Raw genomic sequence first — 14,715 nt, 5'->3', positions numbered from 1 at the left:
TCTAGGACGGACGGGCGGCGCGCGCCAAGCCGGCGCGTCGGCGCAGGGCGCCCCCGGCTTCAATCGGCCGGCGGTTCCGGCTTCTTCTCCTCCGGCGCGCCGCGCAGGAGCCTGAGCGATTCCTCGATCCGGGCTCGGCTCGTTTCGACCGCGAGGCGTGTGAGCGCGAGGCAGCGGTCGGTGCGGGCCTGGAACGTGAAATCGATCCGAGCCGGGCGCGGAAGCTTGTGCATCCTGACCTTCTGGCCAGAAGACCGGCGAGCCGCATTTACCTGGGTGAAGCGCACCGACCGGGAAAGGGCCGGATCCGGCAGCCCGAATGAGAAAGGCCGGGCATTCGGCCCGGCCTCCTCTCATCCGCACAGGCTCGCCGCGGCTCACTGCTGGGCAGGCTTCTCCCCGCCGACATCCACATCCTGCGCCTTCTTCTCCGCGGCGGGATCGGCCTTGGCCGGCGGCTCCTTGGCATCCGGCGCGCTCGGGGCGGCCGGAGCGATCGCGTCCTTGCCGGTCGGCGTCGGGCCGCTCGCCTCGGGTGCCTGCTGCGGCGCGACCTCGTTGTGGCCCTCGACGCTGCCGGCGGGCTTCGGCCCGACGGGCTTGGCCGTGCTGGTGTCGGCGGGCTTGGCCGGGCTGTCCTTGCCCTCGGAACCCTTGTTGGCGGCGGGGGCGGCGGAGGTGGGCTTGTCGCCCTCGGCCTTCGCGGGAGCCGGCGCGGCCTCGGCGGGCTTCGCCTCTGCGGGCTTGGCCTCCGCAGGCTTGGCTTCGGCAGGCTTGGCTTCGGCCTTCTCAGCGGCCGGCAGGGGCTTAGGGCTGTCCGAGAGCGTGCGCAGGTAGGCGATCACGTTGGCGCGCTCCTGCGGGGAGGAGATGCCGGCGAAGGCCATCTTGGTGCCCTTGGCGTAGCCCTTGGGGCTCTCCAGGAAATGGTCGAGATCCTCGTAGGTCCAGGTGCCGCCCTTCTCCTTGAGGCTGGCCGAGTAGTCGAATCCTGGTTCGTGCGCCTTCTGGCGCTCCACCACGTCCCAGAGATGGGGGCCGACCTTGTTCGGGCCGCCCTTCTCGAAGCTGTGGCAGGAGGCACAGGCCTTCGTGCCGGCCTGGCCCTTCTCGACATTGGCGCTGGCGAGCCGCACCGCGACGGGCTCGGCCTTGGCGGCCGGCGCCGCGGCGGACTCCTCCTTGGGCTCCGGCAACTCGTAGCCGGCCGTACCCGCGGGCTTCGGATGGTAGATCAGCTCGGCGACGAACCCCGATCCCATTGCGAACAGCAAGGCTCCGAGCACAGCACCGGCAACCTTGTTCACCTCGAATGAGTCCATTCTCGACAACTCCGGCGCGCCACCGGGGTGCGCCCCCGCGGCACAAGATTGCGACCGGCGGGGGAGGCGCCGGACATTGGAAGTTTTCGAGGGTGCTCTAGCCGCTCTGCCCCGATCTTGACAATGGCGGATTCGGCGTCGGCAAGGTCGCAGACCCGACAGGACGCGGCGGCCGTTCCCCTATTTCCTCGTCATGACAACACGCTTGCCGCCTGTTAAGCACCGCCGCTCGCGCGCCGAAGCCTGTTGACAGCATGTCCGACCCCCTCGTCCTGATCCCCGCGCGGCTCGCCGCGACGCGGCTGCCGAACAAGCCGCTCGCCGACATCGCGGGCGAGCCCATGATCGTCCATGTCTGGCGGCGCGCCATGGAGGCCGGGATCGGCCCCGTCGTGGTGGCCACCGACGCGCCGGAGATCGCCGCCGCCATCGAGGCGGTCGGCGGGCTCGCCACGATGACGCGGGCCGACCACCCATCGGGCTCCGACCGGCTCGCCGAGGCGCTGGAGACCGTCGATCCCGAAGGCCACCACGACGTCGTCGTGAACGTGCAGGGGGACCTGCCGACGATCGACCCGCGGGCCATCGGCGCGGCGGTCACCCCGCTCGCCGACCGGGCCGTCGACATCGCTACGCTGTGCGCCGTGATCACCCGGGCCGACGAGGCGACGGACCCGAACGTGGTCAAGCTCGTCGGCCATCCGGTCGGGCCGAACCGGCTGCGCGCCCTCTACTTCACCCGGGCCCGCGCCCCGTGGGGGGAGGGGTCGCTCTATCACCATATCGGGCTCTACGCGTATCGCCGCGCGGCACTCGCCCGCTTCATGTCCCTGCCGCCCGGCCACCTGGAGACCCGCGAGAGGCTGGAACAGCTTCGGGCGCTCGAGGCCGGGATGCGCATCGACGCGGTCGTCGTCGACGACCTGCCTCTCGGCGTCGACACGCCGCACGATTTGGAACGCGCCCGCGCCCTGATGGGCGCCCGCCGCCTGCACTGACGAAGCGATGACGAACCGCACCATCTCCTACCAGGGCGAGCCTGGCGCCAACTCGCACATCCTCTGCGCGCAGGCTTACCCGGACTGGACGCCGCTGCCCTGCCCGACCTTCGAGGACGCCTTCGCGGCGGTGACGGAGGGGCGCGCCGCGCTCGCCATGATCCCGATCGAGAACTCGATCGCGGGGCGCGTGGCCGACATCCATCACCTGATCCCGACCTCATCGCTCCACATCGTGGCCGAGCACTTCCTGCCGATCCACTTCCAGCTGATGGCGCTGCCGGGCGCCTCCGCCGAGGGGCTGACGAGCGTGCACAGCCACGTCCACGCCCTCGGCCAGTGCCGCCGGATCATCCGGCGCCTCGGCCTGCGGGCGGTCGTGGCAGGCGACACCGCGGGCGCGGCCCGCGAGGTCGCGGAGGCCCGCGACCCGACGCGGGCGGCCCTCGCGCCCGCTCTCGCTGCGGAGGTCTACGGCCTGGAGATCCTGGCGCGGGACGTCGAGGACGAGGCCCACAACACCACCCGCTTCGTGGTGTTCTCGCCCGAGCCCGAGGCCACCCCGCCGGGGGAGGGGCCGACCGTGACGAGCTTCATCTTCCGGGTGCGCAACATCCCGGCCGCCCTCTACAAGGCGCTCGGCGGCTTCGCGACGAACGGCGTGAACATGTCGAAACTCGAGAGCTACATGGTCGAGGGCCAGTTCACCGCGACGCAGTTCTACGCCGAAGTCGACGGCCATCCGGAGGATCCGGGCCTCGCCCGCGCCCTGGAGGAGCTCCGCTACTTCTCGCGCGAGTGCAAGATCATCGGGACCTACCCGGCTCACCCGTTCCGGGAGACCACGCGGCTCGCCGCGGAGTAGGCGCTACTCCCGCCGGATGACCCGGTCCACCAGCACGTCCGACCAGAAGCCCGGCCGGAAGTCGCGCCTCAGCGCGGCCGGGTCGTAGGCGGTCTCGACCCAGGTGATGAAGTCGAGGCCCTTCGCCTCGCCCTCGCGCAGGTAGAGCGCGAAGAAGGCGTCGAGGATGCCGGTCTTGGCGAAGCGGAAATGGCCGAACCGGGCGGAGAGCTGGCGGGCCGCCTCGGCCACCGGCCGGTTCTCGTGCAGGATCAGGTAGAGGGCCGCGGCAAGCCCGGCCCGGTCCGCCCCCGACTTGCAGTGCATCACGGCCGGGTACTCGATCCCTGCGAAGAAGTCCCGTGCTGCCAAGATCGTCTCGCGCGATGGCGCGTCGCGGGACCGCAGCACGAACTCGACGAGCTTGAGCCCGTGGCGCTCGCACGCCTCCCGCTGCAGCGGCCAGGATCCGTGCTCGCGCCCACCCCGCAACGAGATGATGGTGCGCACGCCCCGGCGGTGGAAGCGGGCGAGATCGCGCGGGCTCGGCTGGGCCGAGCGCCAGATCTCGCCCGTGCCGACGCGGTGATGATTCAGGTAGGCGAGGCGGAACACCCCGTGGTCCACGAGGAGCATGTTCGCCCAGGCCATCAGGCGGGCGCCCGGCCCGGCGATCGGCCGCTCGAAGCGGGCGATGCGGGCGAGTCGCCGCGCGTTGCGGACCTCGGTGGTGCGGAAGCGGTTGAACACGGGGCGCTGAGCGGCTTCGGTGGCGGCTGCGATCGATGGTCGCCGGCTCTACCAGCCCGGTCGGAGCGCGGCAAATCGTGCGTACGGTTCCGGCATCAGGCTTGCCTTCTCTTTGCCGGCATCCGGGCAGAACCTGAGGCAGGGCAATCGGGTTTCCCACCGGCGACGAGCACGCGAGACGCTTGAGAGAAGGGATCCGGGGCATGAGCACGCGCAGCACGACGAGCATCCGCCGCGCCCGCGAGACCGACGCGCCCGCGCTCTCGGCGGTGTTCGACGCGGCCTGGCGCGAGGCCTATCGCGGCATCATCCCCGGCATCGCGCTGGAGCGCCTGATCTCGCAGCGCGACGGCCGCTGGTGGCGCGGCGCGCTCCGCCGCGGCCGGCCGATCGCCGTGGTCGAGACGCCTGCCGGCGTGGTCGGCTACGCCGCCTACGGCCGCGCCCGCAGCGGTGCTCTGAAGGCGGAGGGCGAGATCGACGAGCTCTATCTCGCCCCGGAATACCAGGGCCTCGGCCTCGGACGGCGCCTGTTCCGGGCCGTGCGCAACGATCTCGGCGACCACGGCCTTCCCCGCGTCGGCGTCTGGTCCCTGGAGGAGAACGAACGGGCGGCGACCTTCTACGAGGGGCTCGGGGGCATTGCCGGCCCGCGCACGCTCGACCGCATCGCCGGCGTACGCCTCGCCAAGGTCGGCTATCTCTTCCGCTGAGGCACGGGCCGGCAACGATCCTGCCGAAACGTCGCGGACCCGCCAGAAGGCTGATTTCCTTTGTCGGGCAACGGCTCTAAGAGACCGGCGCACGGGGCTCGCGCGCCCCGCTCTCCGGGAGACGAGGTACCATGCGCATCGATGCCATCTCGATCGGCAAGAACCCGCCGCACGACGTCAACGTCATCATCGAGGTCCCGCTCGGCGGCGAGCCGATCAAGTACGAGATGGACAAGGACGCGGGCGCGCTCGTGGTCGACCGCTTCCTCTACACCTCTATGGTGTATCCGGGGAATTACGGCTTCATCCCGCACACCCTGTCGGGCGACGGCGATCCCTGCGATGTGCTCGTCGCCAACACCCGCGCCATCGCGCCGGGCGCCATCATGAGCGTGCGCCCGGTCGGCGTCCTCGTGATGGAGGACAATGCGGGCGAGGACGAGAAGATCGTCGCGGTGCCCTCGCGCCACCTGACGATGCGCTACGACCGTATCGAGAACTACACCGACCTGCCCGAGATCACGCTCAGCCAGATCCAGCACTTCTTCGAGCACTACAAGGACCTCGAGCCCGGCAAGTGGGTGAAGGTCGTGCGCTGGGGCGACAAGGCCGAGGCGCAACGCCTGATCCTGGAAGGGATTGAGCGGGCCAAGGCAGACAAGAAAGGCTGAGGCCGGAGCGACCGGAAGCTCAGAGCGCCTCGCCTCTGAGGAGGCGCGGCTGCTCGCCCCGGAGGCCGGCGGCCTCGCCGATGAAGAAGCGCTTGAGCGCGGGGCTGCGGTCGACGAGACCGAGGCCGAGATCGCGGATCAGGCGCACGGGCAGCACGTCGTTCGAGAACAGGCGGTTGAGCCCATCAGTCGCCGCGGCCATCGCCAGCGCGTCGAAGCGGCGGCTGCGCTCGTAGGCGCGCAGCACATCTTCCCCGCCCGGATCCATCCCGAGGCGCAGCGCGTCGCTCACCGCCTCGGCGAGCGCCGCGGCGTCGGCGAGGCCGAGGTTCAGCCCCTGACCGGCGATGGGGTGGATGACGTGGGCGGCGTCGCCGAGGAGCGCGAGGCGCTCCGCCCGGTAGCTCCGCGCCAGCCCGAAGGCGAGGGGATGCGCGCTCGGGCCGTCTTCCAGGCTCAGCGCACCGAGGTTCAGGGTGAAGCGCCGCTCGATCTCGGCGAGCACCTCCTCCGGGCCGCCCCCGAGCAGGGCCGGGACGTCCGCGGCGCGCTCGGTCCAGACGATCGAGGAGCGGTGCCCGAGACGCCCGCCCCGAGTCAGCGGCAGGATCGCGAAGGGCCCGCCCGGCAGGAAGTGCTCGTAGGCGCGCCCCTCGTGGTCGCGGGCGTGCCCGATCGTGGCGACGATGCCCATCTGCGGGTAGGACCGCCCGACCCAGCCGATCCCTGCCGCCTCGCGCAGGCGCGAGCGCGCGCCGTCCGACGCCGCGACGAGGCTCGCCGCGAGGGACTCCCCGTCCGAGAGGGTAACGCGCATGGCGCGCCCCTCCGGCCGCGCTCCCGAGACGCCGCGCGCGTCGAGGACGAGGCCGGCCTCGCGGGCGCCCGCGAGCAGCGCCTCGACCAGGGGCTCGGCCTCGACCATGTGCGCGAAAGGATCCTCGCCCTCGCGGTCCTGCCCGAACGTGAGGAAGACGGGGCGAACCGGGTCCGCGAGCCGGCTGTCGCTGATCGCCATGTCGTGGATCGGCTGGGCCGCGCCGGTCAGCCGCTCCCAGACGCCGAGGCGCTCCAGCATGCGGCGCGCGCCCGCCGCGACCGCGTAGGCGCGCCCGCGCTGGCGGCTGCCGCCCGAGGCGAGGGCGGGGTCGCACAAAGTCGCCGCGAGGGCCGGCCCGTGCGCCTGCTTCAAGGCCAGCGCCAATGCGAGACCCGGGATGCCGCCACCGGCCACGAGGATGTGGCGGGCTCCAGGCCGGACTGTCGAACTCGTCATCGCTCCGTCGCCTCCCGCTGACCGGCCTTCGCGCCCGGCCTTGCCCCAGGCGGGCCCAAGCCTGCTATGACCTGCCGCCCGAGGCCACAAGGCCCCCTTCAGCCGAACGTGATGCCATGACCGGAATCGTCGCAGAACTGCTCGACATCCTCGATCTCGAACGCCTGGAGGTCGACCTGTTCCGCGGCATCAGCCCGCAGATCGGCTGGCCCAGGGTGTTCGGCGGGCAGGTCGTGGCCCAGGCGCTGGTCGCGGCGACCCGGACCGTGCCGAGCACGCGCCCGCCGCACTCGCTGCACGCCTACTTCCTCCTCGGCGGCGACCCCAAGGTGCCGATCATCTACGAGGTCGAGCGCATCCGCGACGGGCGCAGCTTCACCACGCGGCGGGTGAAGGCGATTCAGCACGGGCGCGCGATCTTCGCGATGTCGGTCTCCTACCACGACGCGGAGGAGGGCTACGCGCATCAGGCCCGGATGCCGGAGGCGCCCGATCCGGACACGCTGCCGGACACGCGGGCCCTGCTCGCCGCGGGCGGCGAGGGCATCCCGTTCCCGGTCGCCGCCTACTTCGCCCGCGAGCGGCCGATCGAGCTGAAGCCGGTCTCGATCAAGCGCTACCTCGTGCGCGAGCCGCGCGAGCCGCGCTGCCAGGTCTGGCTCCGGGCGGCCTCGCCCCTGCCGGACGACCCGGCGATCCACCAGGCCGTGCTCGCCTACGCCACCGACATGACGCTCCTCGACGCGACCCTGATCGCGCACGGGCGCACGGTGTTCGACACGGACATGCAATCGGCCAGCCTCGACCACGCGCTCTGGCTGCACCGCCCGTTCCGGGCCGACGAGTGGCTCCTGTACGCGCAGGACAGCCCCTCCGCCGAGGGCGCGCGGGGCTTCGCCAGGGGCCAGATCTTCAGCCGCTCGGGCGAGCTCGTGGCCTCGGTGGCGCAGGAGGGGATGATCCGGCCGCGACGGTCACAGACCTGAGGGCGGCGAGCGACGAGAACCGTACGAAACGGCCGCCCGCGGCCCGGTTTTGCCGAAAGAAGGCGCGTTCTGCACAAGGACGCGCCATTTTTTCGCGCCGAGCCGCCCGGCCAGGCGCCAGCCGCCGTTCATTTCCTGTGCAGGCGCCCGACTCGCGAAAAGGTTCCAGCGCTCCAGGACGCTGGCATAGCTCTTGAATGAGGGCCGGCGAGCGCGGGGTCATCCCGATCCCCGCGCAACCCGGACCGAGACGTCGCGATCAAGACGGCTCCGGCTACCGGTCCCAGTCGGACAAGGGGGCGCCGCCCATGAAAATCGTGATGGCCATCATCAAGCCGTTCAAGCTGGAGGAGGTGCGCGACGCCTTGACCGGCATCGGCGTGCACGGCCTGACAGTGACCGAGGTCAAGGGCTACGGCCGCCAGAAGGGTCACACGGAGATCTACCGCGGCGCCGAGTACGCCGTGAGCTTCCTGCCGAAGCTCAAGATCGAGGTGGCGGTCGCGGCCGACCTCGTCGCGAACGTGATCGACACGATCGCCGGCGCCGCCCGCACGGGTCAGATCGGCGACGGCAAGATCTTCGTCATGCCTCTCGAGAAGGCCGTCCGGATCCGGACCGGCGAGACCGACGCCGACGCCCTCTGAGGCCGCCCTCTGAGCCGGCCCATCGTCCGGCTCCGCCGAACCACACCGTTTCACAACAGCATCGCACCGCGATCGGGAGTCTCGAGTCCATGAAACTTCGCAACATCCTCGCGCTCGGCTTGGGAGGGGCGGCGCTCGCAGCCCTCCTCGTCGAGCCGTCCCTGGCGCAGACGCCTGCGCCGGAGGCCGCCGCCGTCCCGGCCGCCGCGCCGGTGCCCGCCAAGGGCGACACCGCCTGGATGCTCATCTCCAGCGCCCTCGTGCTCCTGATGACCGTCCCGGGCCTAGCCCTGTTCTACGGCGGCCTCGTGCGCACAAAGAACATGCTCTCGGTCCTGACGCAGGTCTTCGCCATCGCCTGCATCGTGTGCCTGATCTGGGTCTTCTTCGGCTACAGCCTCGCCTTCACCAACGGCGGCGGCCTCAACGACTTCGTCGGCGGCTTCTCGAAGGCCTTCCTGAAGGGCGTCGACCCGACCACCACCGCCGCAACCTTCTCGAACGGCGTCGTGATCCCCGAATACGTCTACATCTGCTTCCAGATGACGTTCGCGATGATCACCCCCGGCCTCATCGTCGGCGCCTTCGCCGAGCGGATGAAGTTCTCGGCGCTGATCGTGTTCTGCATCCTGTGGGTCACGCTCATCTACTTCCCGATGGCGCACATGGTCTGGTACTGGGGCGGCCCGGACGCGGTCGGCAATGCCGCCAAGGCCCTCGCCGCCGCGACCGACGACGCCACCAAGAAGGCGGCGCAGGACGCGCTCGACGCAGTCAACGCCGATGCCGGCCTGCTCTTCAAGATGGGCGCGCTCGACTTCGCCGGCGGCACCGTCGTGCACATCAACGCGGGCATCGCCGGCTTCGTCGGCTGCCTGATGCTCGGCAAGCGCATCGGCTACGGCCGCGACCTGCTCGCTCCGCACTCGCTGACCATGACGACGATCGGCGCCTCGCTGCTCTGGGTCGGCTGGTTCGGCTTCAACGCCGGCTCGAACCTCGAGGCCAACGGCACCACCGCGCTCGCGATGATCAACACCTTCGTCGCCACCGCCGCAGCGGCCGTCTCCTGGCTGTTCGTCGAGTGGGCCGTGAAGGGCAAGCCCTCGCTGCTCGGCATGCTGTCGGGCGCCATCGCGGGCCTCGTCGCCGTCACGCCGGCCGCGGGCTTCGCCGGCCCGATGGGCTCGATCGTCCTCGGCCTCGTCGCCGGCGCGCTCTGCTTCGTGATGTGCTCGACCGTGAAGAACGCCATCGGCTACGACGACTCGCTCGACGTGTTCGGCGTGCACTGCATCGGCGGCATCCTGGGCGCGCTCGCCACCGGCATCCTGGTCAGCCCGGATCTCGGCGGCGCCGGCATCCCGGACTACACCACGAAGCCCGGCGAGCTCGTCGCCGGTGCCTACGACATGACGGCCCAGCTCCTCACCCAGGCCAAGGCCGTCGGCCTCACCCTCCTGTGGTCGGGCATCGGCTCGGCGATCCTCTACAAGCTCGTGGACGTCACGATCGGCCTGCGGGTGACGCAGGAGGAGGAGCGCGAGGGCCTCGACATCGCCGACCACGGCGAGCGCGCCTACAACTACTGATTGCGGCGCGTCGGCGGAACTCCGCCCGACAGGAGGCCCCGGCTCTCGCGAGCCGGGGCCTTTCTCATGGCGCCGCTCTCCAATTCCGCAGCGGGGATATGCGGCCGTCGGAGCGCCCGCCATCCGTCTCTGGCCAGCCAGAAAGATGTGCGCCTGCGAGATGACCTGACAGACCGAGTCCCCACATCGGATCGTCGCGTCCAGCCGGCACTTCGGCAGACAAAAAGTGGCAGTTTCGCAACATCTCCGCGCCAATTCTGTAGAAGATGTTGTACTGCCTTTAATCTGAGCAATTGCCTAGACTTTGATTTTGATCTGCTGCGACCATTTCGGCAGCTTTACCGTTGAGACGACAACGGGACTCGAAATCATGACACTGAGATTATCGCTCAGGGGCGGCACGGCCACGACCGCCCTGCTGCTCTGCCTCGGCCCAGTCTGCCTGAGCCCGGCGCAGGCCGCGGACATGCCCGCCGCGCCCCCGCCCACCCCGGTCGTCGAGTCCTGCAAGGCGGCGATCACCTTCCCGGCCTATGGCGGCGTCATCAAGCAGAACCCGAACCCGGCCTGCTTCACCACCGGCCTCGGCGACATCTACGTCGGTGGCGCCGTCACCGGCTACGCCTACACCTACTCGAACCCGTTCGGCGCCTTCTATACGCCGCCCCTGGAGCGGGACGACCGCTACGGCCGGGTCGATTTCAGCAACGTGCAGGCGTTCATCCAGAAGGCGGACGGGCCGTTCCAATTCTACATCCAGACCGGCCTCTACTCGATCCCGGCCCTCGGCTTCCCGACCTTCAGCGCGCTGAGCCAGACCGACCTCCTGTTCGGCCCGCTGCCCGTCGTCTTCGGCAAGGTCGCCATCAACGACGAGTGGTCGGTCCAGGGCGGCCGCATGCCGACGAATATCGGCTCGGAGCTGGCCTTCACCTTCCAGAACCTGAACATCTCGCGCGGCCTGCTTTTCAACCAGGAGAACATCATCAACCAGGGCGTGCAGGTGAACTATGCGAGCGGGCCGTGGGCGGCCTCGCTCGCCGCCACGGACGGCTTCTTCTCGGGCGAGATCAACTGGATCACCGGAGCCGTCACCTACAAGCTCGACGACGCCAACACGGTCGGCATCAACGGTGGGACGCACTTCACGAACTTCAACTCGGGCCTGCGCAGCCTGCGCTTCCAGTACGCGACGCCGCTCGCGCTGCAGAACAGCAGCATCGTCAGCGCGAACTACACCTACTCGGCCGGCCCCTGGATCGTGACTCCGTACATCCAGTACACCAACGTCGACAGCAACGCCGCGCTCGGACTCGCCGGAGCCGAGACCTTCGGCGGCGCGATCCTCGCCAGCTACGCGATCACCGACAACTTCGCGCTCGCCGGCCGCTTCGAGTACATCACCCAGAGCGGGAACCGCTTCAACCCGGGCGGCCAGACATCGGTCCTGTACGGCGCCGGAAGCTCCGCCTACTCCTTCACCATCACGCCGACCTTCACCTTCGATCGGTTCTTCATCCGCGGCGAGTACTCGCACGTCGAACTCGTCGACTTCCAGCGCGGGGACCTGTTCGCGGGCGGCGCCACCCCGGGCCTCGGTTTCGGCCGCCTGGGCAACCGCAGCGGCCAGGACCGCTACATGATCGAGACCGGCTTCACCTTCTGATCCGGTCGCGGTCAGTCCGACTCCGGCTACCCGAAATACAACTTCCGATTCGGTTCGGGCCTGCGTTCCCTCCTGGGAACGCGGGCCCGTCGCGTCTGCGAAAGGACATTCTGCACGTCGCAAACTTTAGCTTCGGACAGTTTGAGCGCTTCCACTCGCCGGATGCGCGGCAACAATGTGGCACCCGTGCCACATAATGCGTTCAAATCTGCTTGAGCAGGGAAAATGCTCACGAAATAGGCAATTGCTCGAATTCTCGTTTTGCGGCGCACGGGCGATTTCGGCACCTTCCTCCCATCAAGAAAAAGGGGCTGGGCTCTGAGATGACGTCGAAACTTTTCCTGAAGGGTGCTGCCGCCGCGCTGGCTTCCCTCCTCTGCTTCGGGCAGGCCGAAGCCGCCGACATGGCCGCGCCGAAGGTGATGCCGCCGGAGGCCAAGGCGCCGGATCCGATCATCGGCTTCGCGTTCTACTCGCAGCTCGCCTCGGACTATAACTTCCGCGGCGTGTCGCAGTCCGACCGCCAGTACAGCTACCAGAGCTTCTTCGAGGCGCAGTTCTTCAACAACCTCGCCTATGCCGGCTTCTACACCTGGCAGACCCGCCTGCCGACCCGGCCCGACTTCGAGTTCGATCTCGTCGCGGGCATCCGGCCCGTCTTCGACAAGCTCTCCTTCGACCTCGGCGTGATCTACTACTACTACCCGGGCGAGACGCCGCTGATCATCAACGGCACGCAGTTCACGACCCGCAACACGGACTTCATCGAGTACGCGGGCAAGGCGCTCTATCAGGCGACGCCCGAGCTCGCCATCGGCGCCAACGTCTTCTTCGCGCCGAACTACCTCGGCCAGCACACCAACGGCACCTACGCGTCCGGCACCATCGCCTACACCCTGCCCGCCGCGTGGTTCTCGTTCCTGCCCGAAGCCTACGCGGGCGGCTTCTCGATCTCGGGCGAGGGCGGACACTACTTCCTGGGCGCGGCCAAGACCTCGGCCACCGGCTTCATCCCCTTCGACCTGCCGAGCTACAACTACGGCAATGTCGGTGTCTCCTGGGCCTACAAGAACCTCCTGGTCGACCTGCGCTTCCACACGACCGACCTCAACCCGACCCAGTGCTTCAACCTGACCACCGACCCGAAGGGCATCCTGCGCGGCACCGGCCGCTCCGACTGGTGCGGCGATGCGGTGATCGGCTCGATCCGCTGGCAGGCCTCCACCACCAACCCCGGCGTCTACGCCGAGCCCGGCGGCTTCCTCAACATCTTCCGGTAAGCCGCCCGCTTTCCGCACCCGTCGCGAGCGAGAAGGGCCCCGGATCGCTCCGGGGCCCTTCCTTGTTGGTCCGGCACGCCCGCCCGTCGAGGGAGGGCGCGATCGTCAGAAGCTCACCGCCCGCACCCGCTTGACCTGCGGGATCGCGGAGATCTGGTCGAGGACGTCGGGGCCGACCGGCCCGTCCACCGCCACGAAGGCAATGGCATTGCCGCCCTCGGTCTCGCGGCCGAGGTTGAACGTCGCGATGTTGACGCCGGCCTCGCCGAGCAGGCTGCCGAAGCGGCCGATGAAGCCCGGCTTGTCGTGGTTGCGCACGTAGAGCATGTGCGGCGCGAAGGCGGCGTCGATGTCGATGCCGCGGATCTCGATCACCCGCGGCTTGCCGTCGTGGAAGACGGTGCCGGCGGCGTCCCGCGGCATGTCCTCGGCCTCGACCGTGATGCGCACCACCGACTCGAAGTCGCTGTCGCCGCCCGCCCGCTTCACCTCGTCGATCACGATGCCTCGCTCCCGGGCGATGGCCGGGGCCGAGACCATGTTGATCTCGGCGAGGAACGGCCGCAGCACGCCGGTGACCGCCGCCGAGGTGAGAGCGCGGGTGTTCATCCCGGCCACCTCGCCCTCGTAGGTGATGCGGATGCCCTTGATCGGCGCGTCCGTGAGCTGGCCGAGGAACGAGCCGAGCTTGTCGGCGAGCGAGACGAACGGCCTCAGCCGCGGCGCCTCCTCGGCCGAGATCGAGGGGAAGTTGATGGCGTTGGTGATCGCGCCGCTGAGGAGGTAATCCGACATCTGCTCAGCGACCTGCAGCGCCACGTTCTCCTGCGCCTCGTTGGTGGATGCGCCGAGATGGGGCGTGCAGATCACGTTCGGATGGCCGAAGAGCGGGTTTTCCCGCGCCGGCTCCTCCACGAAGACGTCGAAGGCCGCGCCCGCGACGTGACCGGCATCGAGGGCCGCGCGAAGCGACACCTCGTCGACGAGGCCGCCGCGGGCGCAGTTGACGATGCGAACGCCGGGCTTCGTCCGCGCCAGCGCCTCGGCGGAGAGGATGTTGCGGGTCTTCTCCGTCATCGGCACGTGCAGGGTGATGATGTCGGCCCGCGCGAGAAGGCCGTCGAGCTCGACCTTCTCGACGCCGATCTCGCGGGCGCGCTCGGGCGAGAGGAAGGGATCGTAGGCGATCACCTTCAGCTTCAGGCCGATGGCGCGGTCGGCGACGATCGCGCCGATATTGCCACAGCCGATCACGCCGAGGGTCTTGCCGGTCAGCTCGACTCCCATGAAGCGGTTCTTCTCCCACTTGCCCCCTTGCGTCGAGGCATCGGCCTGCGGGATCTGGCGGGCCAGCGCGAACATCATGGCGATGGCGTGCTCGGCGGTGGTGATGGAATTGCCGAAGGGCGTGTTCATCACGATAACGCCCTTGGCGGTCGCGGCCGGCACGTCGACGTTGTCGACGCCGATGCCGGCGCGGCCGACGACGCGCAGGCGGGTCGCCTCGGCCAGGATCTTCGGCGTCACTTTGGTGGCCGAGCGGATGGCGAGGCCGTCGTACAGGCCGATGACGGCGGCGAGCGCCTCCTTGTCCTTGCCGAGTTCGGGACGGAAATCGACGTCGATGCCGCGATCGCGGAAGATCTGGATGGCGGCCTCCGACAGCGCGTCGGAGATGAGCACCTTGGGAGCGGGCATGGGTGCCTCCTGCTCTGGAATGGGGAGGGCGGCGGCCAGACGGGATCAAGCCCGGCCGCACGGGATCTCAGGATGGCGCGGATAGCGCGACGCGCACCCTCTCCCGTTCGGGAGCGGGTTGGGGTGAGGGGGGGCGACCCATCCGGAGCACCCTGATCGCTCACCCGGTCCGCGCGCCGCGGACTCGACCTCCCCCGAAGGAGAGAGGTGGGCGCTACGCGGCCTGCGCCAGCTTCGCCTTGGCCTCGGCGAAGGCCCAGTCCAGCCAGGGG

The 14,715-nt window shown here is 69.6% G+C and carries 14 protein-coding genes; 9 read left to right on the top strand and 5 right to left on the bottom strand.

Going from position 1 to position 14,715, the window contains the following annotated elements; all coding sequences use genetic code 11:
• Nucleotides 1-59 precede the first annotated feature (59 nt).
• Together MOX02_RS30910 and MOX02_RS00065 are read right to left on the bottom strand one after the other, a co-directional pair.
• Nucleotides 60-233 (bottom strand): hypothetical protein, encoded by a 174-nt coding sequence (locus MOX02_RS30910; RefSeq protein ID WP_170267583.1) that lies wholly within the window; start codon nt 231-233, stop codon nt 60-62.
• A gap of 144 nt (nt 234-377) precedes the next feature.
• Nucleotides 378-1,322 (bottom strand): c-type cytochrome, encoded by a 945-nt coding sequence (locus tag MOX02_RS00065; RefSeq protein ID WP_147023657.1) that lies wholly within the window; start codon nt 1,320-1,322, stop codon nt 378-380.
• A gap of 254 nt (nt 1,323-1,576) precedes the next feature.
• Between MOX02_RS00065 and MOX02_RS00060 the strand changes: the two genes are divergently transcribed.
• Nucleotides 1,577-2,320: a 3-deoxy-manno-octulosonate cytidylyltransferase gene (locus tag MOX02_RS00060; protein WP_147023656.1), complete on the top strand. Its 744-nt coding sequence runs from the start codon at nt 1,577-1,579 to the stop codon at nt 2,318-2,320.
• A gap of 7 nt (nt 2,321-2,327) precedes the next feature.
• Nucleotides 2,328-3,185: a prephenate dehydratase gene (locus tag MOX02_RS00055; RefSeq protein ID WP_147023655.1), complete on the top strand. Its 858-nt coding sequence runs from the start codon at nt 2,328-2,330 to the stop codon at nt 3,183-3,185.
• A gap of 3 nt (nt 3,186-3,188) precedes the next feature.
• On the opposite strand, the gene MOX02_RS00050 is transcribed toward MOX02_RS00055, so the two are convergent.
• Entirely contained in the window at nt 3,189-3,914 is a 726-nt protein-coding gene (locus MOX02_RS00050) for a tyrosine-protein phosphatase (protein WP_147023654.1), read from the bottom strand.
• 203 nt (nt 3,915-4,117) lie between these two features.
• Between MOX02_RS00050 and MOX02_RS00045 the strand changes: the two genes are divergently transcribed.
• On the top strand, nt 4,118-4,627 hold the full coding sequence (locus MOX02_RS00045; RefSeq protein ID WP_147023653.1) for a GNAT family N-acetyltransferase: 510 nt from the start codon (nt 4,118-4,120) through the stop codon (nt 4,625-4,627).
• 131 nt (nt 4,628-4,758) lie between these two features.
• A complete protein-coding gene (gene ppa, locus MOX02_RS00040) occupies nt 4,759-5,298 on the top strand; it encodes an inorganic diphosphatase (RefSeq protein WP_147023652.1) in 540 nt (179 codons plus the stop codon).
• Nucleotides 5,299-5,317: 19 nt separating this feature from the next.
• On the opposite strand, the gene MOX02_RS00035 is transcribed toward ppa, so the two are convergent.
• Nucleotides 5,318-6,574, bottom strand: a complete 1,257-nt coding sequence (locus MOX02_RS00035) for an FAD-dependent monooxygenase (RefSeq protein WP_147023651.1) — start codon at nt 6,572-6,574, stop codon at nt 5,318-5,320.
• Nucleotides 6,575-6,690: 116 nt separating this feature from the next.
• On the opposite strand from MOX02_RS00035, the gene tesB reads away from it, so the two are divergent.
• From tesB to MOX02_RS00010, 5 genes are all read left to right on the top strand, one after another.
• Complete coding sequence (gene tesB / locus MOX02_RS00030; RefSeq protein WP_147023650.1) at nt 6,691-7,560, top strand: acyl-CoA thioesterase II; 870 nt, start codon at nt 6,691-6,693, stop codon at nt 7,558-7,560.
• 308 nt (nt 7,561-7,868) lie between these two features.
• Entirely contained in the window at nt 7,869-8,207 is a 339-nt protein-coding gene (locus tag MOX02_RS00025; protein WP_147023649.1) for a P-II family nitrogen regulator, read from the top strand.
• An 89-nt stretch (nt 8,208-8,296) separates the two neighbouring features.
• A complete protein-coding gene (locus MOX02_RS00020) occupies nt 8,297-9,799 on the top strand; it encodes an ammonium transporter (RefSeq protein WP_147023648.1) in 1,503 nt (500 codons plus the stop codon).
• A 370-nt stretch (nt 9,800-10,169) separates the two neighbouring features.
• Entirely contained in the window at nt 10,170-11,465 is a 1,296-nt protein-coding gene (locus MOX02_RS00015; RefSeq protein WP_373866702.1) for an outer membrane beta-barrel protein, read from the top strand.
• A gap of 323 nt (nt 11,466-11,788) precedes the next feature.
• Nucleotides 11,789-12,745: a TorF family putative porin gene (locus MOX02_RS00010; protein WP_238179982.1), complete on the top strand. Its 957-nt coding sequence runs from the start codon at nt 11,789-11,791 to the stop codon at nt 12,743-12,745.
• A gap of 105 nt (nt 12,746-12,850) precedes the next feature.
• On the opposite strand, the gene serA is transcribed toward MOX02_RS00010, so the two are convergent.
• Complete coding sequence (gene serA, locus MOX02_RS00005) at nt 12,851-14,443, bottom strand: phosphoglycerate dehydrogenase (protein ID WP_147023647.1); 1,593 nt, start codon at nt 14,441-14,443, stop codon at nt 12,851-12,853.
• Nucleotides 14,444-14,715 lie beyond the last annotated feature (272 nt).

This window comes from Methylobacterium oxalidis (assembly GCF_007992195.1).
GTDB classification, from domain to species: Bacteria; Pseudomonadota; Alphaproteobacteria; order Rhizobiales; family Beijerinckiaceae; genus Methylobacterium; species Methylobacterium oxalidis.
This window is presented reverse-complemented; position numbering and strand designations above follow the sequence as displayed.

Coding starts and splice junctions, on each gene's coding strand:
- ppa (WP_147023652.1), top strand. CDS start 4,759: ATGCGCATCGATGCCATCTCGATCGGCAAGAACCCGCCGCACGACGTC.
- tesB (WP_147023650.1), top strand. CDS start 6,691: ATGACCGGAATCGTCGCAGAACTGCTCGACATCCTCGATCTCGAACGC.
- MOX02_RS00010 (WP_238179982.1), top strand. CDS start 11,789: ATGACGTCGAAACTTTTCCTGAAGGGTGCTGCCGCCGCGCTGGCTTCC.
- MOX02_RS00020 (WP_147023648.1), top strand. CDS start 8,297: ATGAAACTTCGCAACATCCTCGCGCTCGGCTTGGGAGGGGCGGCGCTC.
- serA (WP_147023647.1), bottom strand. CDS start 14,443: ATGCCCGCTCCCAAGGTGCTCATCTCCGACGCGCTGTCGGAGGCCGCC.
- MOX02_RS30910 (WP_170267583.1), bottom strand. CDS start 233: ATGCACAAGCTTCCGCGCCCGGCTCGGATCGATTTCACGTTCCAGGCC.
- MOX02_RS00015 (WP_373866702.1), top strand. CDS start 10,170: ATGACACTGAGATTATCGCTCAGGGGCGGCACGGCCACGACCGCCCTG.
- MOX02_RS00025 (WP_147023649.1), top strand. CDS start 7,869: ATGAAAATCGTGATGGCCATCATCAAGCCGTTCAAGCTGGAGGAGGTG.
- MOX02_RS00065 (WP_147023657.1), bottom strand. CDS start 1,322: ATGGACTCATTCGAGGTGAACAAGGTTGCCGGTGCTGTGCTCGGAGCC.
- MOX02_RS00045 (WP_147023653.1), top strand. CDS start 4,118: ATGAGCACGCGCAGCACGACGAGCATCCGCCGCGCCCGCGAGACCGAC.
- MOX02_RS00035 (WP_147023651.1), bottom strand. CDS start 6,574: ATGACGAGTTCGACAGTCCGGCCTGGAGCCCGCCACATCCTCGTGGCC.
- MOX02_RS00055 (WP_147023655.1), top strand. CDS start 2,328: ATGACGAACCGCACCATCTCCTACCAGGGCGAGCCTGGCGCCAACTCG.
- MOX02_RS00060 (WP_147023656.1), top strand. CDS start 1,577: ATGTCCGACCCCCTCGTCCTGATCCCCGCGCGGCTCGCCGCGACGCGG.